We start from the raw sequence: 26,919 nt of genomic DNA, 5'->3' as shown, positions 1-26,919 counted from the left end.
CTACGAACGGATCTCGACCGGCGACTGCCGCTCGACCAGGAGGTCATAGACGAACTTCACATCGTCCGGCGCGAGTCGGACGCACCCCATGGAGAGATTCTCGCCGATGCTGGCCGGGTCGATCGTGCCGTGAATGCCGAAGCCCTGCTTGCCGACCGCCTCGCCGGCGACGCCTTCCAGGCCGATCCAGCGCTCGCCGATCGGATTGTCCGGATCGTCCGCGAGATAGTGCCGCCCGTTTCGCGGATCGGTCCAGTCGGGATTGGCCAGCTTGTTGCGCACGATCCACGAACCCGTCGGCGTACCGCCGTTGGTCCCCAGTCCCACGCGAAACGAGCGCACCAGCACCTCGCCCAGATACACGTCCATCCGATGACGCGACTTGGAGATCACCGCGCGAAACGGACCCTTGATCACCTTCAGCCGCTGACCCACGGCCAACCGGTTGGGCTCCGAGATGTTGTTGATTCTCATGACCAGTTCGTCGGTGACCCGGTGTTGCCGGGCAATCGCGTGGATGGAGTCCCCGGGCGCTACCGTATGCACGGCGGTCAGCGGGTCGGTCGTGTTGGCCGCGCGGCTGAAGAGCAGGGCGCCGGCGATCCGCTCCAATTCGTGGCGAGCCTCCGACTCCTGATCGGGCGGAAGTCCCCGTTGCAAGGCCGCGGAAAAGTCATTCCGAGCCGCGACGAGATCGCCTTTGGCCAGGAAAAGCCGTGCATCCCGCAAGCCCCCCTCTCCCTTCAAGAGAGAGGGCTGGGGTGAGGGTGAGACAACCGGCTGCTGTGTGATCGGAACGGGCGTAGCCGCTGATTCACCCTTCAACTTGATTTCAATCCCCTCGCCCTCCAGATTCGAAGGCGAGTTCACGCCGACCGACTGTGAAAGCCCGCTGCTGGGAAGCTGTTCGGGTTCCAGGTCGTCCGTCGCCCGCGTGGCGCGCAGCGTCGTCAGCGGCGCGCCGTCCTCGCCGGTAGCCGGCGACGCCGAAGAATCCGCCAGGCCCGCCCCCGAATTCGCCGGCGCGGCATATTTCCATGCATAAAGCCCCCAGACACCGACCGCGACGGCGATGACCGCCGCCAGGATGGGCCAGGAGGCCTTGGCCGGACGCTGAAAACGCTGCATCCGCGATGGCGCGAGACGAATTAAAGATTGCATAGGTTCAACACATCCCTGCGTAACGACGCGCGATCGCCGCGGCGACAGCATCCATACCGTAGCATATCGAAGTACGAACAGGTTTCAAGCGCGGTTCACGTTTGGGTAGGGCAGCCGCCCCTCGCCGCGAGTACGACGTGCGGCGCATTGCGGCCCTTGAGCAGTGCCGCATCCACGACGGCCATCAGTTCCTGCGCGCTCACCGGCTTGGAAAGGTGCAGATCATAACCCGCCTCCAAAGCGCGAGCCTTATCCTCCGGTCGGGCGAACGCCGTCACCGCGACGGCCGGGACCAGGCTCCCCGCTCCGCGCAGCCGCCGGATCAGCTCGTATCCATCCATGTCCGGCATGCTGATGTCGCAGAGCAGGATATCCGGCGCAAAACGCCGCGCCTCGGCGAGCACCTCCGCCCCCGAGCCGACCAGCTTGATGTCTGCGCCCGGCGTCCCGAGGAAGCGACGCAGAAGTTCCGCGGCCGTCGGATCATCGTCCGCCACCAGCACGCGCACTCCGGTCAGGTCCAAATCCCGCATGGCGGGCAAGAGGCGCTCGTCCGGTGTGGGGGCCTCGACGCCGCATGCAGGCAATCGAACCTTGAACGTCGCCCCCTTGCCCTCGCCGGCGCTTTCCACTGATACGCAGCCGCCATGCAGTTCCGTGATGCTCTTGACGATCGCCAGCCCCAACCCCAGCCCGCCATGCCGCCGGGCCACCGAACTGTCCGCCTGTACGAAGGTATCAAAAACCCGCGGCAGAAACTCCCGCTTGATCCCCGGCCCCGTGTCGCTCACGCGGATCACCACGTCCGACTCGACCCGCTCCATCGCCAACTCCACCTGGCCGCCCTCCGGCGTGAACTTCACGGCATTGGAAAGAAGGTTCGTGATAAGCTGCTGGAGCCGCACGCCGTCTCCCCGCATCGGCCCCGCCTCCGCGCACCCCTTCGATTCCAGGCGAATATTCTTCGCCTGAGCATTCTCGCGAACGCAGTCCAGCGCCGCCGCCGCCACCGACGCCAGGTCGACCTCGGCAATCTCCAGCCGCAGCTTGCCCGCCGCGATCCGGTTCATGTCCAACAGATCATCGATGATCCGCGCCTGCGTCCGCACCGCCGCCACAATCGCCCGGCTCGCCTCCGCCAGCGTCGTCTCTGCGCGGTCTCCCTGTTGCAGCAACTGCGCCCACCCGGAGATTACATTCAGCGGTGAGCGCAGCTCGTGCGAGACCGTCGCCAGGAAATCATCCTTGGCCCGCGCCATCCGCTCCACCTCCGTCCGCGCCGCCCGCTCGCTGTCGAGCAGCCGTTCCCGCTCCATCTCCATGCACTTGCGCTCGTGAACATCGGTGCAGCTTCCCACCCACTCACGAACCGCCCCCTGTTCATCCAATAGCGGAAGCGCCTTGACCGTGAAATATCGATATTCCCCCGACGCCGCGTGCCACAACCGGCCATGCGACTCATAAAGCGTGCGGGTCTCGCAGGCCCGCCGCCATGTTTCCCACACGCGCGGCCGATCCTCCTTATGAAGCGCCGCCGCCCAGCCGAAACCCATGTATTCCTCAAACGACTGCCCGGAATACGCTTCCCACGCCGGTTGCCGGTCGATGAACGCCCCCGACGCGTCGGTCACCCACGGCACGTCGGTGATAATCGAGGCCAGCGACCGGAAGCGCTCTTCACTCTCCCGTAGCGTCGCCTCCTGATCGCGGCGCAGCGCGTCGGTCCGGCTCAGCGCGCCGGACGTCCAAATCAACAGGCCAAAGAAACAGCCGATCATCGCCAGAACCATGGCCGCCAGGCCAAACGCCGTGTCGTACAGCCCCGCGGTCTGCCCCGCCAGACGCACGCAGCCGAGGGCAATGGGGAGCAGGACGACGGCTGGGAGCAATCGGCGCGCCAGAACGCCACCCGCGTCCCGCCGCGCGAGCACGGCCGCAAGACCCCGCTCGGGGATCGACGCGATCAGCGCAACGCCCACGCTCGCGAGCATGCATGCGGTCTGCAGTGCGATCGCCGTCAGGTACGGGAGAGTGTAGAGCCGGTCCGCGCCATAGAGATACCCGATCAGAGACAGCATCGCGATCGCCAGCACCGCCACGCCGCAGCCCGAAGCGATCAGCCGGAGCCGTCCGCCGAGGCCGGCGAAGACAAGTGCCAGGCCGATGAGCGTAAAGCAACTGGAGGCTGGCGGCCCCATCCGCCCCGGAGTCAGTGTCGTGTACTGGCCCCACGTCCGCCCGAACAGCAGTTGATGATTGAACCCCAGGTCGACGCCGATGAAATATTGCAGAAGGGTGAGGCCCCCGCCGATGGCGACCAGCGCCCCCAGAGCCTGCACGATCCGTCGTCGGCCCTGGCTATAGAAGACCACCGCCGCCCCCGCCAGCATCAGCAGGACGCACGTATTGGGCTGGATCGAAATCCCATCGTTGCCCCAATCAGTGAGCCGCGGGATGTCGAGCGCCCAGCCGCTGAACGAGATCGCGCCGCCCAGCAAGGCATACCCGCCCGCGATCACTATGATCGCGGAAGACCGTCGTGGCAAAACCACTACAGGTTGTCCTTGAGCGCGCAGAGTTTTACCCCCCCCCCCCCCGCTGCGCTGTGGGGTTCGAGAATTGTCATCAATCAGCCCTGCTTCCCGTTCGATATGCGCGGCTCGCACCGCGATGAACTCCGCCGCGCGGCGAAAAACACCGCGCCCTTTCCTCCCTGCTGATGCGCCGATAGTGGTGGAGGGCCCCTCCCTCCGACTGCTTCAGCGCAGACGGTGACAAGAAATCAAACCCGCTGGCGAGTTCGCATCATTTTACCGCGCAGTGCACAGCGTTTACAGGAATAAATTCGAAGAACCCCCGGTCAATGAAAAGCTTGCGCATCCGATGCCAGCGCCATTCCCAGCGCGCGGGATAAGGAATTTCCGGTATCCAAAAACAGACAAAACCGTATCCGCCCGCGCCGTCGACCGATCGCCGCGCGGACGCTTCATCAATTGAAGGTACGGTTCCGGGTGGCACGGTCTGACCGCGAAGCGGGCAGGCCGTGTTGGATGCGCATCACGCCTCGCTGCTGCGAGACCGGGCCACCCGAGCGGACAATTGAGACGGACTACTAATTCGCTTCCCGCTCTTTGCCGCTGACCGCGCTGCTCGTGAGGGGAGAAGGAACCAGGTCCGCCGGCATGCGCTGCTCGATCGCGCGAAGACGAGTCTCCAGCGAAGCCAGGTTGGGCAGGAATCCCAGGATCGCCTGACAACTACTGCATTGGACGACGAACCCGCCGCCCGCCACGGTCATGGGCCAGGGGATGGTGACAGGGCTGCTTGGACTTTTGCAGGATGGGCACTTCATCTCAGGCTCCCCGGGCGAATTTGTGAAAAACCACTTACCGAAAATTCTAGTGGAATTAATGCGGCAAAAGCGGTAAAGGAGCCAGAAGTACATCCATTAATGACCCCCCGCCGCGCTCCCTGATTCCGGACAACCACCGGGGGCTTTTATAACCCTCTGACCCGATGGGGATTGCCCTACGCTCGCGAGCGACCGAACCCGCCGACACGCCTCCCGCCGCGCACAAATTAATTATTTTTTAGAACCCCCAGAGGGAGCACTGAGCACGAGTATTGGGCAGGTAATTAGGGACAGGCAACCAAAAATCGGGCCGGGGGCCCCACGCCGAGACGTCGTCATGCCGCCAGAAAAAATTCCGCCCGCCCCGACTTGTCTTTCCCCAAATCCATTCTATATTAGGTATTGGTTAGGTATCGAAGCATTGCCGAGCGATGGAATGCAACTGCCGCCGTCCGGAGAAAGTTCGCGCCCATGAAGCGAGAAGACATGAAGTTCAACTTCGTCAGGCTAATTCAGCCACATTGTTTTTTTCTCTGCACACCGTCCACCCCGTCGTCCTGCCTTTCTCTGTTCCCCACTCCCTTCTTCGTCCTGCCTCACGATCGTTCCATTTTTTTCCACTATTTTCCGTCTCAAAGTTTGATCCCTATCCCCGTGCCCTCGGCCCCGGAGTTTAGTCGCAGAGGCGATTCCTTCCCGTTCGCCGCCGCCGCTCCACTCGTTTGCGGCACTTTGGGCCTCCTTGGGGGGCCTCTGGCGAGTCGCCTACCCTCCCTTGAAGTACGGATTCTCCACGATTCGCGATTTCATTCGCTGGGTGTACCTCGGCACCTTAATGGCTTTTCCGCGCGGGTAGAACCGGATCGGGCGAGGCTGGCGCTGTTCGTGGACCGTCATTTCGAATTGACGATCGGGATCACCCTGGTAAATACTCCAAGCCAGGATCGGCTGGCCATCGCGAAGACCGGCGGAATGGGCCGCAGTCCCCGGCTGAACACCGGTGACGACTTTGGAATCGATCGAGGCATCAATGTCGAATCCCGGCTCATACGGATAATGCTCGACTTCCGATTTGTCTGCCGTCGGCTCGCTCAGTTGCCGCGGAGGGTCCGGAAGGGCGCCGTCCACAACGGTCTGGCGAAGCGACTGGGCGAACTGCGGGCTCGTCCACTCGGCCATCCTGGAGATCAACCGATCGGTCTGCATCGGCTCGGCCCTCGTCGACGGGGAAAAAAGCTCGCGCATAAAATCATCGAGCGTCCGGCGGTTTCCCGAAGCGCGCCGAATCTCTTCGTCAAGAAGCACCGCAACAATCTCGCCGCGCTGATACGGGAGCTTCTGGACCTCCTCTCGCGACCAGAACTCGCCGCGAATCGTTTGCCCCGGCGCGGTCGCCACCGGACTCAGCCACAAACTGCGGAGAGTCTCGTTGAGGCGCTCGATGAATTGCGCATCATCGATCAATCCGGCCCGCCGCAGTACGCGCGAGGCATAGAAATCCGTGAAACCTTCGGTGAACCAATAGACCAGTTCCTCCGCCTCGTCCGTCCCGATCTTGCCGCCGTTCCAGTTATGAAAGTACTCGTGGGCCAGGAGGCGAAGAAACTCCTGGCGGTGCGGCGATGGGGGATCGACCGCGATTCCCGGCGAAAGAAACATGGCAAAACAATTGGTCAGACACGTCCCGCTCATCGAATAGGAACTCGGCGACGCCCGCGGACCGGAGGCCACGATCGTGACCAGGTAATACGGATCGGAAAAATCCTGCATGAACTCCCGCTCGGTCGTGATGATCCGCTCGATCACGTCGACCATCTCGCGGTCTTCAAACCGCCAGTCGTCTCCCTGGATCGCGACACGAAGCAGGCCGCCGCGGATCTTGCGATCATGAACGCGGATCTTTCCCGCGAGAAACAGGGCGCGGCGGAACTTTTTCAGCGGGCAATGGAGCCGTCCGTTCCCGGCGTCGAACGACGAGGCCGTATTCCAGCCATGTTCCTTGAAACCGACCCATTGGAGTTCGATATTCACCGGCCCGCGATCTTCAAGCCATTCCGGGTACACCATGCCCGTCTCGCCAATCAGGTGCAGCAGATCATCGCGAACAACGGGTTCATAGATGGTCTTGCGATCAGCGAGCGGATCGATCTCCGCGGGCCTGAGCTTATAGGCAAATTCCAGAATCGCCCCCGGCCGATGGGCCACCTTCCAGCCGTGCGGACCGTTCCTGCTGATGTGACAGGGGTTGCCCTGGTCGTCCCTGGCGCGGACGTCATGGATAAATCGTTCGCAGTTTTGGACGCCTCCCCAGCTTGGAGCGACAGCAAATCGACTGCTGTCCCCCGATTCACCGGGGACGCGGAGAGTAATCTGAATGCCGCGCGCCCTGCCCGGATGGTATTCAAAGCAATAGCCAACCGTCGGATCGCTTGGCTCCTGCTTCTGCACATCGCAGCCGCCGAGTCCGACAAAGATGATCAATGATCCGGATAGGAGCGCTTGAGTCATCATCAGATTCTCATGCCTGCCGCCACGCCGGGCAGTATTGCCAGTATTGCGAAGGCGCCCTCTCTCAAGAACTACAACTCCATTATCCCATGGTTCGTTCGATGAACCAAGACCTTGGTCGCAAGGCGCGCATGAGGCCCAACTGAAATTTGAAAAGAGGAAATCTAAAAGGGCGAGATGCCAGGGACGCTGCTACGCCCGCTTCACGCCCAGCCGCACCGTCCGCGACTTATGATGGACGCCCAGCAGCGTCACGCGATAGAGCGCGCCCGACTTGCCCCGAAACGTCTGCGAGCGACCGACCTCCAGGTCGCGGATCTTTTGAATCCGCTTCTTGCCGTCGAAGAGGTCCAGATCGGCCACTCCGCTGCTCTCCGTGTCCTTGACCCGGACGCCGATGCCGTCCACGGACAGGGCCATGCGCGAATAACGGCGGTCGTTGAGGCTCAACGTGTGAATGGACGTGAAGCCGGGCGGCTCAATCGGTTCGAGGGCTTCAGCTTCGATCGGCTGGACAGGCGGAGGCCGGCGCTTTTTGAGGGGCTTGGGTCTTGGCGAGGAATTCTTCACCGGTTTGGGCGGCGGCGAAGGCTCGTCCGGCTGCCGGGATACGACCGCAGTGACCTGCGGCGTTTTCACCACCGGCGCAACCCGACGAGGAGGATCTTCGACGAATTTTACAGTCTTGACCGATGGGATTGCCATTTCTCGCGGCGGCGATGATCGCCGGGCCAATCGCAGCGCCGGCCAAAGCCCGTCAGGCGGCCTGGACATCGTGGTGGTCGGTGGAGGCGCGGGAGCCGCGACGATCGGCTCGCTGACTGGTTTCGGCGGCGACGCGGTGGCGTTCTTCTCAGAAACTGTCGGGGAAGCAGTTGGTTCCTTGTCAGTTATCGTGGGAGGAACGACGGCGGGTCGCAATGGCTTGGTGGCCAGGACGGTCGTCTCCCGTGCGGGACTCACGGGCGAAACGGACGCATTCCGCACAGGCATGGTGGACGGAGTGGTTGCTTCCTGGATAGTTGTTGCGGGCTGAGCGCTCGTTTCTCGCGCGGGTGTCGCGGGCGGCATGCTCGCTTCTCGCACAGGTTCTGCGGGCGGAGCGGTTATAACGGGCGGAGCGATGGCCTTCTGCACGGGGATCTTCGGAGTAGCGGCCGGTTCGTTAACTATGAGCGGGGGCGGAACAGTGGCCTCTCGCAATGGCAATGCGGCGAGTGCGGTCGTTTCCCGCGCGGGTTTCACGGACGGAGAACTCGCCTCCCGAACGGCAATCGCCGGCGAAGAGGTTGTTTCCCGAGCGGGTTTCGTGGGCCGACTATTCGTATCGTCGAGGGAGTTCGGCGGTAGGGCGAGCGATACCCTCGGCGTAAGCGAAGGGGGCGGCGCCATGGCGAGCACCCGCACTTCCGCGACGGACAAGGCTGCCGACCCACGTGTGAGCCATTCTCGCTTGACGCCGGCAATCTCCCGGGGATGTTCGTTTTCCAGTTGTCGAACGAGCTGCACGGCGGTCGGATGATCGGGTTGGATTTCGAGCGTACGCATGAAGGCCCGCCAGGCGTCGTCGAAGCGGTCTTCGTCCAGTGCATCCAATCCTGCCCGTTCCGCCTGGGCGGTCGCGGCCGCGCGAGTTCGTGCGAGGCTCTCGCGGACAGCGCCGGATCGATCCTGCGCCGCCGCGCGGGCGTATTGGTTGTAGGCGAATGCGAGGTCCCCCTTTTTTTCCGCCTTCTGGCCGAGCTCGTAGAACTCGCCGCCTCCACATCCAACCATGTGGGCGATCGCCACAAGAACAGCGCTCGCCACCGTTGATCGTCCACGAGATGTCGTCATGGGCACTCCATGGAATCATCGGCATCGATGGCGGCAATGGACCGATCGAGGGGATAGGGCTCCGACGTCAGCACTCGTGGTGCGATGACGGCGGCGACAAATTCGCTGCCGGTCACCGAGGTGTGACTCCCGTTCCACCCGAATCCCAGATAGGTGGGCTGCCACGGGAGATTGACGACGCGTTGATACGCGGAGATGGATTCACGGGTCGATCCGCGCGGAAATCGAAAACCGACGCGACCGGCGGGGGGACCGCCCTTGCCGTCGGCGTTGACGGGTAGCGTGCTGAGTATCGAGTCGTGAGGGCTGGTGGTGGCGTAGAGATTGCGTCGTACATGGCGCATCACCCTGGTCAGATTGTGCTCGGACGAGGCGCTGGATGAGAACAATACGACGTTGTCGACCTTGACGCCGTCTTCCAGTTCCTCAAGGGCGCGGAGGATCAGGGACGTTCCCGCGGAAAGGCCCATCACGTGAATCGGGGCGTCGGGGTTCGCGGCCCGGGCCTTTTCGATCCTGCGGGCCAGTTGTCTGGCTAAGAGTCCGCTCTTGGCGGTAATGAGATGATCGTGGGCCGGGCCGAGAAAGGCGCTCCATGAGAAAGTTCGGAAGGAGCCTTTGTATCCGGCCTTGCGCAGACCCGATTCAACGGAACCGGCGCTGGCGTACCAGCCGGCGCCGTCAAGATAGAAGACGACGGGGCCGCGAATTTTCTCCGCGCAGCCCCCGACTCCGCTGATCATCAGCACGAGACCGACGAGACAGCTCCCCCACCGGTTTCGGGAGGTCCCAGCCCTCGTCATTCTCCCTTTGCAGAATCTGTTCAAGCGTCAGCGCCCCCGATCGCGCATCCTTTTTCTCGGTGATATTCGTGCCCTTGCTGAACACTACCGTGCTTTTGGCCGCCCACTCCTGGTAAGGTCCGGAAATTTCGTCCTCCGCACGGATCGCGTGGACGGGCTCAGCGGACGCGTGGCGTCGTAAAGCATGATCGGTTCAGGAATTGAAACGTGGCCGCGCTAGGCGCGCTTGACGCCGAGCCGGACGGTGTGTGACTTGTGGGTGACGCTGATCAGCGTCAGGCGGTAGAGCGTGCCGGACTTACCGCGAAAGGTCTGGGAACGACCCAATTCCAAATCGCGGACTTTTTGAATCCTCTTTCTGCCATCGAATAGGTCCAGATCGACCTCCCCGTCGCCGTCGGTGTCCTTCAGCCTGACGCCGATACCGTCGGCGGCGAGCGCCAAGCGGGCATAGCGGCGGTCTTTGAGGCTCAGGGTGTGGACCGAGAGGAAAACCTGTGTTTCCGCCGGTGCAATGGGTTCGGAGTCAATGGGTCGTGGCCGGACCGGCGCTGCGGTTGTTTCAGTTTTCGTCGGTTCGTCATCGGCCGATGGGGCGCTGTCCGCAAGCATAGTATCGCGCGTCGGCGTCGCCGATGGAGCGGCACGCTCACGAGGGGAAGGCGGAGACGCGGGTGCCATGGCGAGTACCTGTTGTGGCGGGGAGGACAGGGCCGCGGGACCGCGCGCGAGCCATTCGTTCTTGGCCAGGGCGATCTGCCCGGGATGATCGCATTCTATTTGTCGAATAAGCTGAGCGGCGTTGGCGTGATCGGGCTGGATGTCCAGGGCGCGCATGAACAATCGCCAGGCATCGTCAAAGCGGCCTGCATCCATCGCCGCCAATCCCGCCCGTTCCGCCTGAGCCGCCGCGGCCGGCCGCACGCGCGCCAATCCGTCGGCCACGATCCCGTTAGAACGATAGCGCTCCGCCGCCCGGCAATATTCCTTGTAGGCGGTCGCCCAGTCTCCTTTTTTTTCTGCCTCACGGCCCGCTCGGTAGAATCGTGTCCCGCCGCAACCTTCCGAGACCAGGACGAGGGCCAGCGCGGCGAAAACGGAAAACGGTTTCGCGCGCTTCTTCATCTTTGAGTCCTCATCGCGTACCGCGCCGCAATCGAACGATCGAGCGGATAGGGCTCGGTCGTCAGTATTCGCGGTGCGATGACCCCCGCGACGAATTCGCTATCCGTGACCGACACATGGCTGCCGCTCCACCCATAGCCCAGATAAGACGGCTGCCAGGGCAGGTTGATCACGCGCTGATAGGCCTCGGTCGAAGCCCGACTCGCGCCGCGCGGGAAACGAAAACCCGATCTCCCGGCCGGCGGCCCGCCCTTGCCCTCCGCGTTTACCGGCAGCGCGCCGAGGATCCCGTCATGCGGGCTCGTCGTCGCGTACAGGTTTCGCCTGACGTGCCGCATCGCCTTCGTCAGGTTGTGTTCGGACGACACGCTCGGTGAAAACAAGACGACGTTGTCCACCTGCACGCCTTCCTTGAGCTGCTGCAAGGCCAGGAGGATGAGCGAGGACCCCGCCGACAGTCCCATGACATTGATGGGAGCCTCAGGATGGGCCGAACGCGCTTTTTCGATGCGGTCCGCCAGCCGCTGCGCGATCAGTTTGCTGTTCGCCGCGAGGAGATGATCAGTGGCCGGACCGAGAAATGAACTCCACGAAAACCTCTGAAACTCGCCGGTGTACCCGGCCTTGCGCAGCCCCGCTTCGACGGAACCGGCGCTGCCATACCAGCCGGCGCCGTCGAGGTAGAAAATGACCGGCCCGCTGGTTTTCTCCGCGCAACCGCCGACCCAAAATGAAAAAAGTACGATGCTGGCGATTGAAGCCCGCCGGTTCATTCCCGTCATTCGCATGACCGCCCCGGGAATCCTGACCCGCAGCAAGGCTCGTGGTTAGTGCCAAACTCCAACGGCATGGCCTCCGCTACGTGCCCCCCGGTTCGGGAATGTCCCATCCCTGGTCTTTCTCCTTTTGTTGAATCTGCTCAAGCGTGAGCGCCCCCGGCAGCGCGTCCTTCTTCTCCGTGATGTTGGTCCCCTTGCTGAACAGTTCCTTGTTCTTCGCGGTCCATTCCTTGTAAGGCCCGGGCACTTCATCTTCCGTGTAGATCGCATGCACCGGGCACTCGGGGATGCACAGGCCGCAGTCGATGCACGTGTCCGGATCGATCACCAGCATCGGCGGATCCGTCGTCTCCCAAAAACACTCAACCGGGCAGACCGTCGCACAGTCCGTATACCGGCACTTCACGCACCGCTCTGTGACAACATGAGTCATGGTGTGGTTCCTCTAGTGACCGTACCCATCCGCGACCGTCCCGTGCCCTCCGTCCGGGTCACGCAAGGCGTGTATCTGACAAAGGTTCGCCCCCAGCGTCAACCTCCCGATTCGGCGGCCCCTTGCCTCGCCGCCGGCCCCCGACGATCATGGCCGGACGCCTTGAAATCGAGGCGCCGACCGGATTTGCGGCGGTCGATGGTAAGGTGCTTGACGTGGCGACGATCCCCGACAATTTTCTCGGCCTGCCGGCCCGCCAGAGCGACTACCGCCGGGCGCGCTACGCGGTCCTGCCGATCCCCTACGACGGGACCGTCAGCTTTCAGGTGGGCACGCGCAACGGCCCCCGCGCGATCATTACGGCCAGCCAGCAGGTCGAGTTGTTCGACGAGGCCTATGAGCGCGATTTTGCCGGCGCGGGGATTGCGACGTTGGAGCCCGTCGCGCCGGAGATGGCGGGCCCGCGGGAGATGCACGAGGCCGTCTATGCGGCTGCCCGAAAGGTGGTCCGCGACGGCAAATTCCTCCTGGGATTGGGCGGCGAGCATTCGATCACCAGCGGCCTGGTCCGCGCGGTCAAGGGCCGGCACAAGAAACTCAGCGTCCTGCAGATCGACGCGCACGCCGACCTGCGCGACAGCTACGAAGGCACGCCGTACAGTCATGCCTCCGCCATGCGCCGTGTGTGGGACCTGCGCGTGCCGGTCGTGCCCGTCGGGATTCGCAACTACAGCGCGGAGGAGCACCAATACATGAAGCGGCGCGGTATCCGGCCGATCTCCGCGCAGCAGACGCACGAAGACGTGGACTGGATCGAGCGCGCGGTCGCCGCCCTGTCCGACGAGGTGTATGTCTCGATCGACATCGACGGGCTCGATCCGGCCTACGCGCCGGGGACGGGCACGCCGGAACCGGGCGGCATGGACTGGTATCAGGTCAATGACCTGCTGAAGGCGGTGGCGCTGGATCGGCGGATCGTCGCGGCGGACATCGTCGAGGTGCTGCCCTTGTCGGGCAGCGCGCAGACGGAATTCCTCGCTGCAAAGCTTGCCTACAAGCTCATTGCGCACATCGAGTCGAATCGGTAGCAGGGAGCATCCCCGCCACCTGTAGAACGGAAAACGGGATTCCCTTTAGTCGAAGCAGAAGAAGTCGCAGTCATCCTCTTCGACTTCGCAATCGACGTCCAGCCCCATCGTGACAGTGGTCAACGTCAGGGCCATCAGGATCATCACCAATTTGCGTTTCCACATGACGGGCATCCTTTCGTAGTTGGACCGCATGCAGCGAGGCATGGCACGGACCGATTTTTTCTCGAAGGATGCTAGGAGAGGCGCCTTAAGCCGCGGGTTAATTCTGGATGAAAGTCGAATTATTACCTGCCGAGTCCGAGCAGCAGATCGACTGTTCTGCCCGTCGCCCCGAGGTTTTGCTGCACGATCGCGCGCGCTTGTCGGCCGACTTCGACCGCCCGCGGGCGATCCGCCAACAGTTCGTGCAGAGCGGATGGAAGCTCGGCCGCGGATGGAATACGGACCGCCCCGCCGGCGGCGAGCAGTTTTTCCGCGACGTCGGCGAAGTTCTCGACGTGCGGACCGAAGCACATCGGCCTCTCCAGCGCGGCGACCTCCATCAGGTCGCTGCCGCCGAGCGGAACGAGCGTGCGCCCGACGAAGACGACGCTGGCGAGACTGTAAAACTTGCGGAGTTCGCCCATGGTATCGCCAAGGAAGACCGCGGGGGATTGCGGATTGGAAGCAACACCCGCGTCCGGTCGCTGACTTCGGCGGATGCAAGGGAAGCCATTGGATTCGACCAGTCGCGCGACTTCGTCGAAACGCTCGGGCTTGCGGGGGATGATCGCGAGTTGGACGTCCGGCCGCATTGCGCGCAGCGAACGAAACGTATCGAGAAGGATTTCTTCTTCGCCCGGTCCCGTCGAGCCGGCGACGATGAGCGGCTGGGCGCGGTCGATTCCCATCGCCGCCGCCAGGGAATCGGCGCCGGGGATGTCATCGGCAATGACGGCGGTGTCGTATTTCAATGAGCCGGTCACATGGACCCGTTCGGGCGGCACGCCCAATTCCACGAACCGGGCGGCGTAGGTCTCATCCTGGGACGCGACAAAAGAGAGCTGAGAAAACATGCGCCGTGCGAGCGATCGTAGCACCGGGCGCCGGAAGCGGCGCATGGACTTTTCCTCGGTGACGCGCCCGTTGGCGATACAGACGGCGATTCCCCGTTGGCGGGCGATGGCGAGGAAGTTCGGCCAGACTTCCAGTTCCATGAGGAGGATGGCGGAGGGACGGATTCGACGGAACACGCGGCGTACGACGGGCGTCAGGTCCAGTGGATAGCGAAAGACGAGGCGATCAGGATATTGCCGTTTTGCGGCGGCATATCCGGTATCCGTCGTGGCGGAGATGACGATGTCGTGGCCCGGCATCCGCGTGGCGATTTCGTCGACGAGGGAGCGAGTCGCGTTTACTTCACCCAAGGAAACGGCGTGTATCCAGACACAGGGCCGATCGCCCGGGCGAGTCGCGACCGCACCGAAGCGCTCCCCCCAGCCGAACCGGTTCTTCTTCAGAACGATCATCTGGTACAGCAGGAAGGGAAGGTAGGCGACGGCGAGCGGGAGATAGAGGAGGTCCAGCCAACGGACGGGCATCGGCGGAATGAAACGTCAATAAGTCAAAAAGTCAAAACGCCTGAACCATGAAACAGGGGCAGGAGAGTCACCTGCCTTGCGAACTAGGTTTTTTTTAGACAGCACTGCTTGTACTTTTTGCCACTGCCGCAGGGGCAGGGTTCGTTTCGACCCGGCTCGGCCTTGGATTTCTTAATAGGTTCCACGGGTGGGGGCAGCGGGGGATCATCCTCTCCGGGTAGGCCGGCTTCATAGCGCTTTTTGGCCTCCCGTTGGCGGTCGTAGTGTCGATCGAACCGGTCTGGTCCTTTTCCCGGCGAATCGTCTTTGCCACTCATTGATCACCTTGGCGATGCAAACTATGTTGTCGTCCTCTTCCCAGTCTAGCCGCCGTCCGTGGGGCCATGCAATCATCTGATTTGGCCGCACTGAATTCGACCGATAACTTCGATAGCAGATCTTGGAATGGCGGATCATGGACCGTCCACAAGAGACATTGATATGATGTAACATACTGTAAATAATGACGTTAGAGATTATGATTGACAGCTACCGGGGTCTCAAGTATGACCTTGGCTGGCGCAGTCAAAGGGTCCGAAGGGATTCGGGCATACGAGTGGAAGAATTCTGTACCCTCTATTCTGGAGTCGCATCGATATGACTCGCCGTCATCTTCGATCGATCAAACGGCTGACCGCCGCCTTGGCGGCGGGATGGGTGTTTGGGTCTCTCTCCTGCGTTAGCAACGTGGCGGACTCCGTCGGGACCGGGCTGTCCGTGACCAGCGCGACTGGAGTGCTGGGCGACCTCGGCAATGCCGCTAATGCGAAAACAGCGGACTTGGACCTCTTCGCCGACACCGTGCACCTCACGCCCCTGGGTCGTTGAACCCGCGTCGGCGCCCCCCGTCAGACCGGCTTGCCACCCGTTCACGGATTCCCTATCGTGGCTTCGGGGCCGAAGGAGCGAACCGTTGTTGCGTCATTCGAACGGGGCATGGTCCCTATGGATGGTTTCGGCCTGTCTGGTCAGCCTGGGTTGCCAGTCCCCGGTTCGAACGCTGCCCCCCATTGATCCATCGTTTCTTCAAGATTATGCCGAGACGTGGGGGTTTTCGGCGGGCCAGCCGACCGCGATCGAGGTGACTCCAAAGGGGGACGCCGTCCTCTTCCTGAGGAGCGGTCCTCGCGATATCACGCGGAACCTGTACGAGTTCAATACGGCAAACGGCGAGGTGCGGGGGCTGCTTCGGGCCGAGGATCTGCTTCAGGGTTCGCAGGAGAAGCTGAGCGTCGAGGAAAAGGCGCGGCGCGAGCGGCAGCGCGTCATCGGCAAGGGGCTGACGTGGTATCAACTGTCGGAGGATGGCGAGCGGATCCTGACGGGCCTGAGCGGGCGGCTTTATGTGGGCAGTCGCGCGGACGGGCAGTGGACCGCGCTGCCGGAGAATCCGGCGGGGCCGGCGATGGACGCCCGGTTCTCGCCCGATGGTCGTTTTGTCGCCTGTATCCGGGGCTATGACCTTTACGTCATCGACCTGACTACCCAACAAGAGCGAGCCCTGACGACGGGCGGGACGCAGGACCTGTCGCACGGCCTGGCCGAGTTTGTGGCCCAGGAAGAGATGGATCGGCATTCGGGCTATTGGTGGAGCGGGGATTCGCAATGGCTGGCGTATGAAGAGTCCGATCAGCGCGAGGTGGAGACGCTGCACATTGCCGACGCCCGCAATCCGGATGCCGCGCCACAGTCCTGGCGGTATCCGCGGGCAGGTCGAACGAACGCCAAGGTAAGGTTGGGGATCATCTCCGTGACCGGCGGGGAAACGCGGTGGATCGACTGGGACCGCGAGCGCTATCCGTACATGGCCACGGTGCGGTGGGGCAAGGATGCGCCGCTGACGATCTACGTGCAGACGCGGGATCAGCGCGAGGGCGTTCTGTATCTGGTCGATCACCTGACGGGCACGCTGAGCGAGTTGGTCCGCGAAACGGATGCGGCGTGGCTGAACATCGATTCCGACATGCCCCGCTGGCTGGCAAAGGGGCAGGAGTTTCTCTGGACGACGGAGCGCTCCGGCGATTGGGAAGTGGAGTTGCGCAATCGAGCCGGGGAGCGTCTGCGGAATTTCAAAGTGGCCGATGCTCCGCTTCAGGGCGTGGCCGCGGTCGATACGGCACGGCGCGAGTTCATCGTGCAAGCCAGCGGGAATCCAACGCAATCGCACCTCTACCGAATGTCCGTCGATACCGGCGAGGTGGCGGCATTGACCCAGGAGCCGGGCAGCCATACCGGCAATTTCGCCAGGGACGGGAGCATTTGGGTGAACAGCGTTTCGACGCCGGATGGGAACGTGCGGCAACTGGTGCGCGGGCGGGATTCTCTGGTTCGCGGAGAACTGCCTTCGGTCGCCGAGACGCCTCCGTTCGCGCCGCGGGTGGAATGGACCACGGCCGGCGCGAACGGCCGACGGTATTACGCGGCGATCGTTCGACCGCAGAGATTCGATCGTTCGCGCAAATATCCGGTGATCGTCTATGTTTATGGCGGGCCCCATGCAAACGTCGTGACAGCCGGGAGCCGGGCGTATTTGCGCCAGCAGTGGATCGCGGACCAGGGGTTCATCGTGGTGGCCATCGATGGGCGCGGGACGCCGCGACGAGGGCGGGCGTGGGAGCGGGCGACGGCGTGGAATCTGATTGACGCGCCGGTCGAGGACCAGGCGGCGGCGCTGGCAGCTCTGGGGAAGACTTACAGCGAGATGGATCTGTCGCGCGTGGGGATTTATGGATGGTCCTTCGGCGGGTATTTCTCGACGATGGCGGTGCTGCGCCGGCCCGATGTTTTTCACGCCGCCGCGGCCGGGGCGCCGGTCATCGACTGGGCGGACTACGACACGCATTACACGGAACGCTATATGGGCCTTCCGAGTGAGAACGCGGACGGCTATCGCACGTGCAACGCGCTGACCTACGCCGATCAATTGCAGCGGCCGCTGCTGCTCATTCACGGAACGACGGACGACAACGTGTATTTCATGCATACGCTGAAGATGGCGGAGGCGCTGTTTCGTGCGGGGCGGCCGTATGAACTGCTCGTGCTGCCGGGTTTCACGCACATGGTGCCGGAGCCGGAAGTCACGATGCGGCTCTACGAGCGGATCGTGCGGCACTTTAGGAAATACCTTGTCGAACAATCGCCCCCCAAGCTTGCCCAGCTCTCCGATACGAACTAATTCCGGCCGGGCCCTGCTCTTCGTCGGCGTCCTGCTGTTCGCCGCCTATCTACCGACGACATGGGCCGGATATGTCTGGGACGACGACGACTACCTTACGGCGAATGAGAATCTGCGCAGCCTTCACGGTCTGAAGCGAATCTGGACGGAGCCCGCCTCCTCGGCTCAATACTACCCCCTGGTCTTTACCAGCTTTTGGCTGGAGTATCGTTTCTGGGGCCTCAACGCCACGGGCTATCACGTCGTCAATGTCGTCCTTCACGGATTTGCCGCGTGGCTGCTGTGGCGGATTCTCCTCCGGCTCAAGGTGCCGCTTGCCGGGTGGGCGGCCGCGATCTTTGCGCTGCACCCCGTGCATGTCGAATCCGTTGCGTGGATTACGGAGCGGAAGAATGTCCTTTCGGGCGTTTTCTACCTGGCGGCGCTCGGCTGTTATCTTCGCTTTGCGCTGACGGACGCCGGCGGCGGGACGGGGCGCGCCCGCTGGTATGCGCTGGCCATTGTTCTTTTTTGCGGGGCCCTTTTGAGCAAGTCCGTGACCGCGACGTTGCCGGTGGTCTTGATCCTGCTGATCTGGTGGAAGCGCGGTCGAATCGGGAGGCGCGACCTCGCTGCGACGCTGCCGTTGTTTGCGCTGGGCGCGGCCGCGGGGCTCGTCACGATCTGGATGGAACGGCACCACGTCGGGACCAAGTACATCGATTGGGACCTTTCGCTGGCCGATCGTTTTCTGGTGGCCGGGCGGGCGGTGTGGTTCTACCTCGGCAAGCTGGCCTGGCCGGCCGAGTTGATGTTCATGTATCCGCGCTGGCTGATTCCCGGCGCGCCGAATTGGCATTTCATCGCGCCGGCCGGAGTGGTTGCCCTCGGCGGAGCGGCGTGGGTCCTGCGTCATCGCATCGGAAAGGGGCCGCTGCTCGCGCTGGCCTTTTTTGTCGTCACGCTCCTGCCCGCGCTGGGGTTCATCGACGTCTATCCCATGCGTTTTTCGTTTGTGGCCGACCATTTTCAGTACCTGGCGAGCATCGGGCCGATCGTACTGGCCGCCAGCGCTGCGTCCGGGCTGCACTTTGGCTCGGCGCGATTTGCGAAACTGGCGGGCGGCGGCGTGCTGGTCATCCTGGCGGCGCTGACGTTTCAACACGCGCTGGTCTTCTTCGACGAGCCGACGCTCTGGGCGGATACCATCCGCAAGAACCCGCGGGCCTGGGGCGCACACGTCAATCTGGGCGTCGTATGGGAACGACAGGGGCGGTATGCCGAGGCGCTCGAACACTTCGAGAAGGCCGACGCGCTGTCGCCGAATCAGCCGGTGATCCTGACCAATCTGGGAGCCGTGCTCTTCCGGCTTGGGCGGACGGACGAGGCCCTTTCGCGCTATCACGCGGCGATCGCGCAGCGGCCGGATTTCTGGTTCGCGCATTACAGCCTCGGCACGGTCCAGCGCGCGATGAATCGGAAGGAAGAGGCGGCGGCGAGCTTTCGCCGTGCTTTGGATTTGAAGCCGAATTCGGCGCAGGCGGCGTACGATCTCGGGGCGCTGGCCGAGGAGGCGGGCCGAATCGAGGAGGCGATCGGCTATTTTGAGCGGTCGCTGGCGATCGAGGCCGATCTGTCGTGGGCGCATTATCACCTGGCGGTTTTGTACGAGCGGCGCGGGGAGCGGGCGAAGGCGGCCGATCATGTCAGGCGGTTCCTTGAAGCCCAGCCCGGGCACGCGGAGGCGCGGGCGCTGCTGGGACGATTGGAAGTGGCGCGTTGAATAGCAGATTCGTTTTCCACAGATGGCACCCCCCAGGTCGCCACGGCGACTCGACCGGGCAAGCGGGGAAACTCCTGACGCAGATTTTTTCCCGGAGAATAACGGAAGAAAACGGAAAACTTCGGAGCAGGAAGTCTGAAGATCGATCCACCGATGACACCGTTCGCGGCAGATGTAAGCCGATGCCGGTCATGACACGTTTCTTCTGTTGAAGTTACCCATCTTATCACCGGCAGCTTGTCGTTTCGGCTGAACAGGGCCGCACAACCTGAAAAAGACTGAAATTCCCAGAACAAGCTCCTTGCCAACCATCGTTTGCGATGCGACGGCGTTTGCGCGGGGAATGTCCGGGGGCCAAAGCCGTTCGCATTTGGTCGTAAGCCGTTCGCATCAGGAACGCGGCGGATTTCGCCCCGCCTCTAACCCACACCCTTGCTCGGCGCTCCCTCTAGGATCGGTGGCGAATGCGGATATGTGGTCGGACAATTGAAAAAAGGAACGTTCGCCCACGGAGGCATGAAAAAAATGCCCTGTGTGAGCTTGGACCTATTCGCGGATTTGCGCCCTCGGTATTATGCTGAAATGTCAAAGGGCCGGAAAACAATCACAATACTAACTCCGGAGCAGGGGCACGCGGAGGCGTTGCGGCGGATCGAGGAGGCTCGGACAACGCGAACGACGGACCTAGAATTGCAAAAACTTGGACTCACGATGGTGCCGATGGAACTGGTGGAGCTAGAGGCGCTCGAGCGGCTGTGGCTCCAGGGCAACCAACTCGCCGAGGTGCCGAAAGAACTGGGGGAGTTGAAAGAACTCAAGGAGCTGCGCCTCCACAACAACCAACTCACCACGGTGCCGAAGGAGCTGGGGCAGTTGAAATCACTCACGGAGCTGCGCCTCCACAACAACCAACTCACCTCGGTGCCGAAGGAACTGGGGGAGTTGAAAGCACTCAAGGAACTGTTCCTCCAAAACAACGAACTCGCCGCGGTGCCGAAGGAACTGGGAGAGTTGAAGGCGCTCACGGAACTGCGCCTCCAAAACAACCAACTCATCGCCGTGCCCAAGGAACTGGGAGGGCTGAAGTCACTCACGCAACTGTTCCTCCAAAACAACGAACTTACCGCGGTGCCCAAGGAACTGGGGGAGTTGAAGGCGCTCACGGAACTGTTTCTCAATACAAACAAGCTCACAGAAGTGCCAAAGGAATTGGGAGAGTTGAAGGCACTCTCGCGACTGTTCCTATTCGGCAACCAACTCACCGAGGTCCCGAAGGAACTGGGTAAGCTGAGGGCACTCAAAGAGCTGTGGCTCCAAAACAACCAACTCGCCCAGGTGCCGAAGGAACTAGGAGAGTCGAAGGCACTTACGGCGCTTTTTCTGCATGGCAATCGCGCACTCGGGCTTCCGCCCGAAGTGCTCGGCCCTACATGGGACGAGTGCATTCCATACAATCGCCACGGGAAAAGCCCCGCTAAGCCAGCAGAAATCCTTGCGTATTACTCCAGGCTCCAGCAAGTAGACCAAGCAGATAACGACCGAGCGGATACCGCCCGGCGTCTCAACGAGTGCAAACTCCTCCTCGTTGGCCAGGGGGGAGTCGGCAAGACTTCGCTTGTCAACCGCCTCATACGCGATCAATTCAGCGAAACGGAAGAGAAGACCGAAGGGATTGGGCGCGAACCGTGGTCTATGGCGAGCCCGCACCACAGTGAGCAAATCACGCTAAACATTTGGGATTTCGGCGGGCAGGAGATCATGCACGCCACTCACCAGTTTTTCCTCACTAAGCGCAGCATCTATCTCGTCGTCCTCGATGCACGCAAAGGAGAAAACGAAGGGAACATTCACTATTGGCTGGGGATCATCCGAGCCTTTGGCGACGACTCGCCTGTCATCGTCGTGACTAACAAGTGCGATCCTCCCAATGACTTGAACCTCAATGAGACCCGCCTGCGACTAGACTACCCGAACATCAAGTCGTTCGTTAAGACTTCGTGCCTAACTCAACGCGGGATCCAGGAACTGCAAGTACTGATCCAGAAGCACGTGTGGGAAATGGAGCACGTGTTCAACAAGCTGCCGCCGGGATGGGCAGAAGTGAAGCAAGAACTTGCTGACGCCGCAGCAAAGAGGAATTACGTCGACCAGGAGGACTACTGCGCGATAGCGGACCGCCACGGGATCAAAGAACCATTGCAGAGATCGCTCCTGCTGCGGCTGTTGCACGACCTAGGCACCGTCTTGAACTACAACGATGAGGACGACCGCTTTCACCTTAACGATACTCATATTCTGGATCCTCAGTGGGTCACGCGCGGCGTGTACCGGCTACTAAACGAGAACGAATTGTTTCAGTCGCACGGCGTGCTCAGGCTCTGCGACGTCAAAAAATATCTGCGTGACGCCGACGGGTACCACACGACCGGACGCGACTTCATCATCGGCATGATGAAGAAGTTTCAGTTGTGCTTTGACCACCCCATCAACGGCGAGCCCGGAGTGCTGATTCCCGAACTACTGCTGAAGGACGAGCCGAATCTGCCGTGGGGAGCGGCTGGAACACTGGCGTTCGAATACCACTATGACGTACTCCCCGCAGGAGTGATTCCGCGCTTCATCGTGTTGAGCCATTCGAAGCACGCGAGGGGTGGGGCGTGCTGGCGCAGTGGCGTTGTGTTGGAGGACGAAGGGTGCCGTGTGTTGGTACGCGGCGACACGAAGGCCGGTAAGGTGTTCATCCATGTTCAGCCGACTTCTTCAAAAGCCGTTGGGAACCGGCGGCTGGCACTGAAAACGGTCCGTAACTGTTTCGACCAGATCCACCAAAACCTTGTAGCGCGGGCAATGGTTCCGCTGACGGATGACCCCAAGGCCGAGCCGATCAAGTACGAGTACCTGTGCCAACTGGAGCGGGAAGAAGGGTCGGGGTATTCGTGGAAACCCGACGGAGCGAGCAGGAAGTACACCGTGCGGGAGTTGCTGGACGGAATTGAGACGCCGGAGGAACAAGTGGAGCGGCGTCAACAAAGAGAGCTATTTGGGAGCACCAAAATGTCTGAGCCGAGGCACAAGCCTAGAAAATCCATTGCACCTCCTGCCTCTCCCGCCAAGCCGAGTTTTGTCACGCTTAGCATCGTGGCCGTGGTTGCTATTGTGATACTCCTTGCGGCGCTGACGGTCGCGTGGCGATACATCGGCAGCGTATGGGCGTTCGGACTAGTCGCCACCGTCGCGGTATTGATGGTCGTACTGGCTTTCAGTTTCATCGCCGTTATCAGTGGCGAGATCAAGGGCACTGCGTTCGAGCGAATAGCGATCGCGGTACTCGAGAAGTTACCGCTAATCCGGAACTTTTTGCCGAAGCAGGAACAATTCCCGAAAAAGTAAGCCCGTGGCTCCAATACGCTTCTAAATTGATCCGCGAAGAAGCAAACCGATGTGAGCATCGAGTCAGGGGATAAACTGTAAGTCGACCACGATCGCATGTTACCGCTGTCGAAGACCGCCCCAACTGTACTTTGGAGTCGTCCATGAAATCGATCCGCCTGTTGCACCTTTATCTTGGCTGTGCGTTTGCGCCGCTGCTGGTGTTTTTCATCGTCAGCGGATTGCTCCAGACGTTTGAGCTGCACGAGGGCAAGAAGAGCGGGACGTATCGACCGCCGGCGTGGCTGGCGGCGGCCGGGTCGGTGCATACGCACCAGCGTCTGCCTTCGCCGGATCGCGAGAAGGCCGCGTCGCGCACGCCGCTGCGTATCGTCTTCACGGTCATGTGCGCCGGGCTGCTGGCGACGACGACGTTGGGGCTGGTGATGGCGTGGTCGATGCAGAAGAACCGGCGCGGTGTGGTATGGGCGATTGTGGCGGGGACGGCGATTCCGGTCGTGATCATTTTGCTTCAATGACGGGGGGCGTTCCTTCGGTTCACGGTCAAACGGGATGCGAAGAGAAGCGCCGGATGGGAATTCGGCGGAGGGTGCGTGCGAGAGAGGATTCTTGCACGAGCGAGGGTGTTTATTGGGGTCGCAACGTTCCGCACTCCGGACAGCGGCCGCTGACGTTTCCCGTGAGGTTGTATCCGCATCGTCCGCAGAAGCCAGGGCGTTTGCGTGGTCGTTTGGCCCAAAGAAAAATGGTTGGAACAGAAGCGATCATGAGGGGAAGCCAGAGGGGGACGAGCAGATGACCCAGAGGTCCGAGGTCCGTCCTTGACCAACCAAAGCATCGAGGCTTGATCAGTCCATAATTGACCATACTTGCGGCACATCTCGGAAGGACATCGAACTCATGTCCGCAGGCTTTGAAGTCCGGAATCCTGGAGAGGACGAGCAATCCGTTGCCCAAGGACCAACACGAGATAATTTTCTCACCTTTGGCCTTGGTATAAAACACCTGATAACGCCATTGGAACAGGCTAAATAGCCACAATGCCGAGATTCCGACGCAGATCAAGAGGCCGGCCCATCGCGAGCAAGTGCCAACAAGACTTTTGCTCAAAACTTGCATCGCAAGCACCAAGCCTAGTTTCTGCCGGAACGATCTGCGAGAACGGATTCTCGCACGAGCGACATTCGAGGGTGGCGGCGACACGTGGTAGTCGGACCCTCACCCCGGCCCTCTCCCTTAGAGGGAGAGGGAGCAATCACCACGTATAGCGAACCGTGTAGGTCACGGTCTTCTCGCCGTCGGGCGGGACCGTCACTTCGAAGTGGATCGTGCGAGCGTCGATTTTTTCGAAGTCCTGGCTCTTCTCCGTGATCTCCCAGGTCGTCCAGCGGAAGAGGTTTTCGCGGATGATGACTTTCTGCGCGTCCTTCTTGTGGTTGCGGACGGTGATCTTGTAGCTGTCCGTCATGGTCTTGCGGTTGGTGTCCATCGTGAAGTTCGTCTGGGTGCGCTCGCCGACGACGTCGAAGGCCTGACCGAGCTTGATGAGGACCTTTTCGTCCTTGGGGGTGTGGTCGATCAGGTCTTCGCCGACGAATTCGAGGGTGCCGTCGGCATCATCTTTCTTGTAGACGCGGACCTTGCCCTTGGGCAGCGGCATGCCCATGTGGCTTTCCTTGTTGTTCTTGAAGCGGACGTAGACGTCCACCTTCGGGTTGGACTGGTTGCCGAGGTTGCGGTCGACGCCGGGGGAGCCGGTGAAGAACCAGTGCGCCGCCTCGGGCAGACCGTAGTAGACCATCACCTTCTCGACCGTGACGTCGCGGGCGGTGGGGAAGAGGGTGATCTGCTGGGTGGTGTTGGCGAGGATGTCGGTGCGGCGCGGGAGGGTGTAGAGGTGGTACTCGAAGAAGGCCTTTTCCTCGAAGCCGGGGGCTTCGGCGGCCATGGCCATTTCCATCGCGCGGCCCTTGGCCCTTGCGAGGTATCCGTCCGGACGCGGCTGAATCCGCTGCACGTCGCCGGCGATGAGCTTAAGGCGGGCGTTTTTGTAGGCGGCGCCGGAGAGGTTCATCATGGTGACCCACGCGCCGACGTCGGCCTTGGTGTCGGATTCGTTGAGGATCATGTTGTAGTCGCTGCGCCAGGTGATGCCGCTGGTCTGGTAGGTCGTGCGGATTTCGTGCTCGCCGCCCTTTTCCGCCTGCACCTTCCAGACGAGGGTCGGCTTGGTGATGAGACCGCCGGGGAGTTCGCCGAGTTTTACCTGCTGACCGTGGCTGGCGACGATGCGAACGCCTTCGGGCGTGGAAAGGACGAGTTGGCCCTGCACGGCGGAGAGCAGCTTGCCGGTGACGGTCTCGGCGTTGTCGCCGCGGGTGAGGATGACAGAGATCTCGCGGTCGAGATACTTTTCCATGATCTTTTCGGGGCTGACGAGGTCGAACTCGAAGTTCTGTTCGAGAACGGCGGTGCCCTCGGGATGGGTCAGGTCGACAAAGCTGACGGTCGTGGGGTCGATGAACTGGGCGACGTCGGTGAAGCGAAGGTCGTTCTTGCCGGGGTTGAGCTTGAGCTTGCGGAGTTCCTTGACGACGCCGAAGCCGGGGACCTGCCAGGCGAAGTTGGGGTTGCCGCCCATTTTCTGCTGGGCGATGAATTGCTGCGGGTCGAAACCGGCGGGATCGGCGGAGGAATAGACGGTGACGGCGGGACCGTCGTCGTCGGCAGCAAAGAGGACGGCGGGGTTCGAGTTTGCGCACACAATCGCGGTCAATGTTGCCCAGATTCGCGTTTTCATGGTTCGTACTCCTGTCATCATGCGTTGATCAAACCTGATAGTACCCCCAATGCCGATGGCTTGGCACTCATACCTGGTTGGACGCGACGGGGGTCGCGGCGGTTCCCAACGATTCGCAAAGCCGGCATCGCCTATAATCACGCTGCCCACCATGGCGAGGTCTTCGACATGATGATCCGCGAGCCAGCCGTTGCCGGGATGTTTTACCCGCGAGAGCCGGATCGGTGCCGGGCCGATCTGGGGGAGTGTCTGCGAAGGGCCGAGCAGACACCCGTGACCGCGATCGAGAGGATCGAAAAGCCCCTCGGCGGGGCCGTGCCCCATGCGGGATGGATATGCAGCGGGGCGGTGGCGGCGCATGTCATTGAAGAGATCGCCAAGCGGCACCGACCGGCGGTGGTCGTGGTGTTCGGGGCGATTCATGTGACGCACGGTCCGCGGGCGACGGTGTTTCCGTCGGGGGCGTGGGAGACGCCGCTGGGGCTGGCGCATGTGGACGGGCGGCTGGTCGAGCGGCTGTGCGGACAGACGAATCTGCTGGAACCGGATGCGCATGCTCACGAGCGCGAGCACAGCATTGAGGTGGAGGTGCCGTTCCTTCAGCACCTGCTACCGGACTCGCTAATCGTGCCGATCATGGTGCCGGCGACGGATCGGGCGGCGGCGCTGGGCGCGGCGGTCGGGCGGGCGTGCAAGAACTTTGGCGTCGATGCGGTGTTTCTGGCGTCGACAGATTTGACGCACTACGGGCCGAATTATGGATTTGTGCCGCACGGGGTCGGACCGGAGGGATTGAGGTGGGCGAAGGAGGTCAATGATCGGCGGATGATCGACTTGATCCTGGCGATGCGGGAAGAGGATGCCGTGCGCGAGGCGGGATCAAATTTGAATGCATGCGGATCGGGGGCCGTGGCGGCGACGCTGGCGGCGTGCAAGGCGATGGGCGCGCGGCGGGCGACGCTTTTGGAGCACACGACGAGCCATGAGGTGCTCACACGGAAGGGCCATCGCGATGAGGCGCGCGATGCGGTGGGGTATGCGGGGATATTGATTGAGTGAGCTTGGGCGGGCAGAGACGCCCGCCC

The 26,919-nt window shown here is 62.0% G+C and carries 18 protein-coding genes and 1 pseudogene; 7 read left to right on the top strand and 12 right to left on the bottom strand.

The features are described from left to right. From VJZ71_01690 to VJZ71_01650, 9 genes are all read right to left on the bottom strand, one after another. Positions 1 to 1,161 carry a L,D-transpeptidase family protein gene (locus VJZ71_01690; protein HKQ46762.1) on the bottom strand — a complete coding sequence of 387 codons (1,161 nt, stop codon included), beginning with the start codon at positions 1,159 to 1,161 and terminating at the stop codon, positions 1 to 3. Between the two features lie 95 nt (positions 1,162 to 1,256). Continuing rightward, the gene (locus tag VJZ71_01685) at positions 1,257 to 3,707 is read right to left on the bottom strand and encodes an ATP-binding protein (GenBank protein ID HKQ46761.1); all 2,451 of its coding nucleotides are present in this window, start codon (positions 3,705 to 3,707) and stop codon (positions 1,257 to 1,259) included. Positions 3,708 to 4,273: 566 nt separating this feature from the next. Then, positions 4,274 to 4,513: a hypothetical protein gene (locus tag VJZ71_01680; protein ID HKQ46760.1), complete on the bottom strand. Its 240-nt coding sequence runs from the start codon at positions 4,511 to 4,513 to the stop codon at positions 4,274 to 4,276. 765 nt (positions 4,514 to 5,278) lie between these two features. Continuing rightward, positions 5,279 to 7,024 carry a hypothetical protein gene (locus VJZ71_01675; GenBank protein HKQ46759.1) on the bottom strand — a complete coding sequence of 582 codons (1,746 nt, stop codon included), beginning with the start codon at positions 7,022 to 7,024 and terminating at the stop codon, positions 5,279 to 5,281. A 189-nt stretch (positions 7,025 to 7,213) separates the two neighbouring features. Beyond that, positions 7,214 to 8,857 (bottom strand): hypothetical protein, encoded by a 1,644-nt coding sequence (locus VJZ71_01670; GenBank protein HKQ46758.1) that lies wholly within the window; start codon positions 8,855 to 8,857, stop codon positions 7,214 to 7,216. Further along, a complete protein-coding gene (locus VJZ71_01665; GenBank protein HKQ46757.1) occupies positions 8,854 to 9,660 on the bottom strand; it encodes a hypothetical protein in 807 nt (268 codons plus the stop codon). Before VJZ71_01665 ends, VJZ71_01670 begins: the two co-directional genes overlap by 4 nt. A gap of 216 nt (positions 9,661 to 9,876) precedes the next feature. After that, complete coding sequence (locus tag VJZ71_01660; GenBank protein ID HKQ46756.1) at positions 9,877 to 10,785, bottom strand: hypothetical protein; 909 nt, start codon at positions 10,783 to 10,785, stop codon at positions 9,877 to 9,879. Further along, positions 10,782 to 11,573, bottom strand: coding sequence for a hypothetical protein (locus tag VJZ71_01655; protein HKQ46755.1), 792 nt, complete (start codon positions 11,571 to 11,573; stop codon positions 10,782 to 10,784). The genes VJZ71_01660 and VJZ71_01655 overlap by 4 nt, the downstream gene beginning before the upstream one ends. A gap of 70 nt (positions 11,574 to 11,643) precedes the next feature. Further along, entirely contained in the window at positions 11,644 to 11,997 is a 354-nt protein-coding gene (locus tag VJZ71_01650; GenBank protein ID HKQ46754.1) for a 4Fe-4S binding protein, read from the bottom strand. A 149-nt stretch (positions 11,998 to 12,146) separates the two neighbouring features. Here VJZ71_01650 and speB point away from each other — a divergent pair, with 149 nt between their 5' ends. Continuing rightward, positions 12,147 to 13,085, top strand: a complete 939-nt coding sequence (speB, locus tag VJZ71_01645; GenBank protein ID HKQ46753.1) for an agmatinase — start codon at positions 12,147 to 12,149, stop codon at positions 13,083 to 13,085. Positions 13,086 to 13,372: 287 nt separating this feature from the next. Here speB and VJZ71_01640 read toward each other — a convergent pair whose 3' ends face one another. Together VJZ71_01640 and VJZ71_01635 are read right to left on the bottom strand one after the other, a co-directional pair. Then, entirely contained in the window at positions 13,373 to 14,668 is a 1,296-nt protein-coding gene (locus VJZ71_01640) for a 3-deoxy-D-manno-octulosonic acid transferase (GenBank protein HKQ46752.1), read from the bottom strand. A gap of 83 nt (positions 14,669 to 14,751) precedes the next feature. Continuing rightward, positions 14,752 to 14,838, bottom strand: a pseudogene (locus tag VJZ71_01635) (SEC-C metal-binding domain-containing protein). A 466-nt stretch (positions 14,839 to 15,304) separates the two neighbouring features. Here VJZ71_01635 and VJZ71_01630 point away from each other — a divergent pair. From VJZ71_01630 to VJZ71_01610, 5 genes are all read left to right on the top strand, one after another. Then, positions 15,305 to 15,535, top strand: coding sequence for a hypothetical protein (locus VJZ71_01630; GenBank protein ID HKQ46751.1), 231 nt, complete (start codon positions 15,305 to 15,307; stop codon positions 15,533 to 15,535). A gap of 85 nt (positions 15,536 to 15,620) precedes the next feature. After that, the gene (locus tag VJZ71_01625) at positions 15,621 to 17,882 is read left to right on the top strand and encodes a DPP IV N-terminal domain-containing protein (protein HKQ46750.1); all 2,262 of its coding nucleotides are present in this window, start codon (positions 15,621 to 15,623) and stop codon (positions 17,880 to 17,882) included. Continuing rightward, the gene (locus VJZ71_01620) at positions 17,857 to 19,644 is read left to right on the top strand and encodes a tetratricopeptide repeat protein (protein HKQ46749.1); all 1,788 of its coding nucleotides are present in this window, start codon (positions 17,857 to 17,859) and stop codon (positions 19,642 to 19,644) included. Before VJZ71_01625 ends, VJZ71_01620 begins: the two co-directional genes overlap by 26 nt. Before the next feature lie 720 nt (positions 19,645 to 20,364). Next, positions 20,365 to 23,034 carry a COR domain-containing protein gene (locus VJZ71_01615; GenBank protein ID HKQ46748.1) on the top strand — a complete coding sequence of 890 codons (2,670 nt, stop codon included), beginning with the start codon at positions 20,365 to 20,367 and terminating at the stop codon, positions 23,032 to 23,034. A 143-nt stretch (positions 23,035 to 23,177) separates the two neighbouring features. Next, positions 23,178 to 23,552 (top strand): hypothetical protein, encoded by a 375-nt coding sequence (locus VJZ71_01610; GenBank protein ID HKQ46747.1) that lies wholly within the window; start codon positions 23,178 to 23,180, stop codon positions 23,550 to 23,552. Positions 23,553 to 24,289: 737 nt separating this feature from the next. Here the strand turns inward: VJZ71_01610 and VJZ71_01605 are convergent. Next, positions 24,290 to 25,834: a DUF4139 domain-containing protein gene (locus VJZ71_01605; protein ID HKQ46746.1), complete on the bottom strand. Its 1,545-nt coding sequence runs from the start codon at positions 25,832 to 25,834 to the stop codon at positions 24,290 to 24,292. Positions 25,835 to 26,002: 168 nt separating this feature from the next. Between VJZ71_01605 and amrB the strand changes: the two genes are divergently transcribed. Beyond that, positions 26,003 to 26,893, top strand: coding sequence for an AmmeMemoRadiSam system protein B (gene amrB / locus VJZ71_01600; GenBank protein HKQ46745.1), 891 nt, complete (start codon positions 26,003 to 26,005; stop codon positions 26,891 to 26,893). Positions 26,894 to 26,919 lie beyond the last annotated feature (26 nt).

The organism is Phycisphaerae bacterium (genome assembly GCA_035275405.1).
Lineage (GTDB): Bacteria > Planctomycetota > Phycisphaerae > UBA1845 > UTPLA1 > DATEMU01.
The sequence above is the reverse complement of the archived record's forward strand: the minus strand, read 5'-3'. Positions and strand labels throughout refer to the sequence as shown.

Coding starts and splice junctions, on each gene's coding strand:
- VJZ71_01680 (HKQ46760.1), bottom strand. CDS start 4,513: ATGAAGTGCCCATCCTGCAAAAGTCCAAGCAGCCCTGTCACCATCCCC.
- VJZ71_01665 (HKQ46757.1), bottom strand. CDS start 9,660: ATGACGAGGGCTGGGACCTCCCGAAACCGGTGGGGGAGCTGTCTCGTC.
- VJZ71_01640 (HKQ46752.1), bottom strand. CDS start 14,668: ATGCCCGTCCGTTGGCTGGACCTCCTCTATCTCCCGCTCGCCGTCGCC.
- VJZ71_01670 (HKQ46758.1), bottom strand. CDS start 8,857: ATGACGACATCTCGTGGACGATCAACGGTGGCGAGCGCTGTTCTTGTG.
- amrB (HKQ46745.1), top strand. CDS start 26,003: ATGATGATCCGCGAGCCAGCCGTTGCCGGGATGTTTTACCCGCGAGAG.
- VJZ71_01655 (HKQ46755.1), bottom strand. CDS start 11,573: ATGCGAATGACGGGAATGAACCGGCGGGCTTCAATCGCCAGCATCGTA.
- VJZ71_01630 (HKQ46751.1), top strand. CDS start 15,305: ATGACTCGCCGTCATCTTCGATCGATCAAACGGCTGACCGCCGCCTTG.
- VJZ71_01675 (HKQ46759.1), bottom strand. CDS start 7,024: ATGATGACTCAAGCGCTCCTATCCGGATCATTGATCATCTTTGTCGGA.
- VJZ71_01650 (HKQ46754.1), bottom strand. CDS start 11,997: ATGACTCATGTTGTCACAGAGCGGTGCGTGAAGTGCCGGTATACGGAC.
- VJZ71_01615 (HKQ46748.1), top strand. CDS start 20,365: ATGGAACTGGTGGAGCTAGAGGCGCTCGAGCGGCTGTGGCTCCAGGGC.
- VJZ71_01610 (HKQ46747.1), top strand. CDS start 23,178: ATGAAATCGATCCGCCTGTTGCACCTTTATCTTGGCTGTGCGTTTGCG.
- speB (HKQ46753.1), top strand. CDS start 12,147: ATGGCCGGACGCCTTGAAATCGAGGCGCCGACCGGATTTGCGGCGGTC.
- VJZ71_01605 (HKQ46746.1), bottom strand. CDS start 25,834: ATGAAAACGCGAATCTGGGCAACATTGACCGCGATTGTGTGCGCAAAC.
- VJZ71_01690 (HKQ46762.1), bottom strand. CDS start 1,161: ATGCAATCTTTAATTCGTCTCGCGCCATCGCGGATGCAGCGTTTTCAG.
- VJZ71_01660 (HKQ46756.1), bottom strand. CDS start 10,785: ATGAAGAAGCGCGCGAAACCGTTTTCCGTTTTCGCCGCGCTGGCCCTC.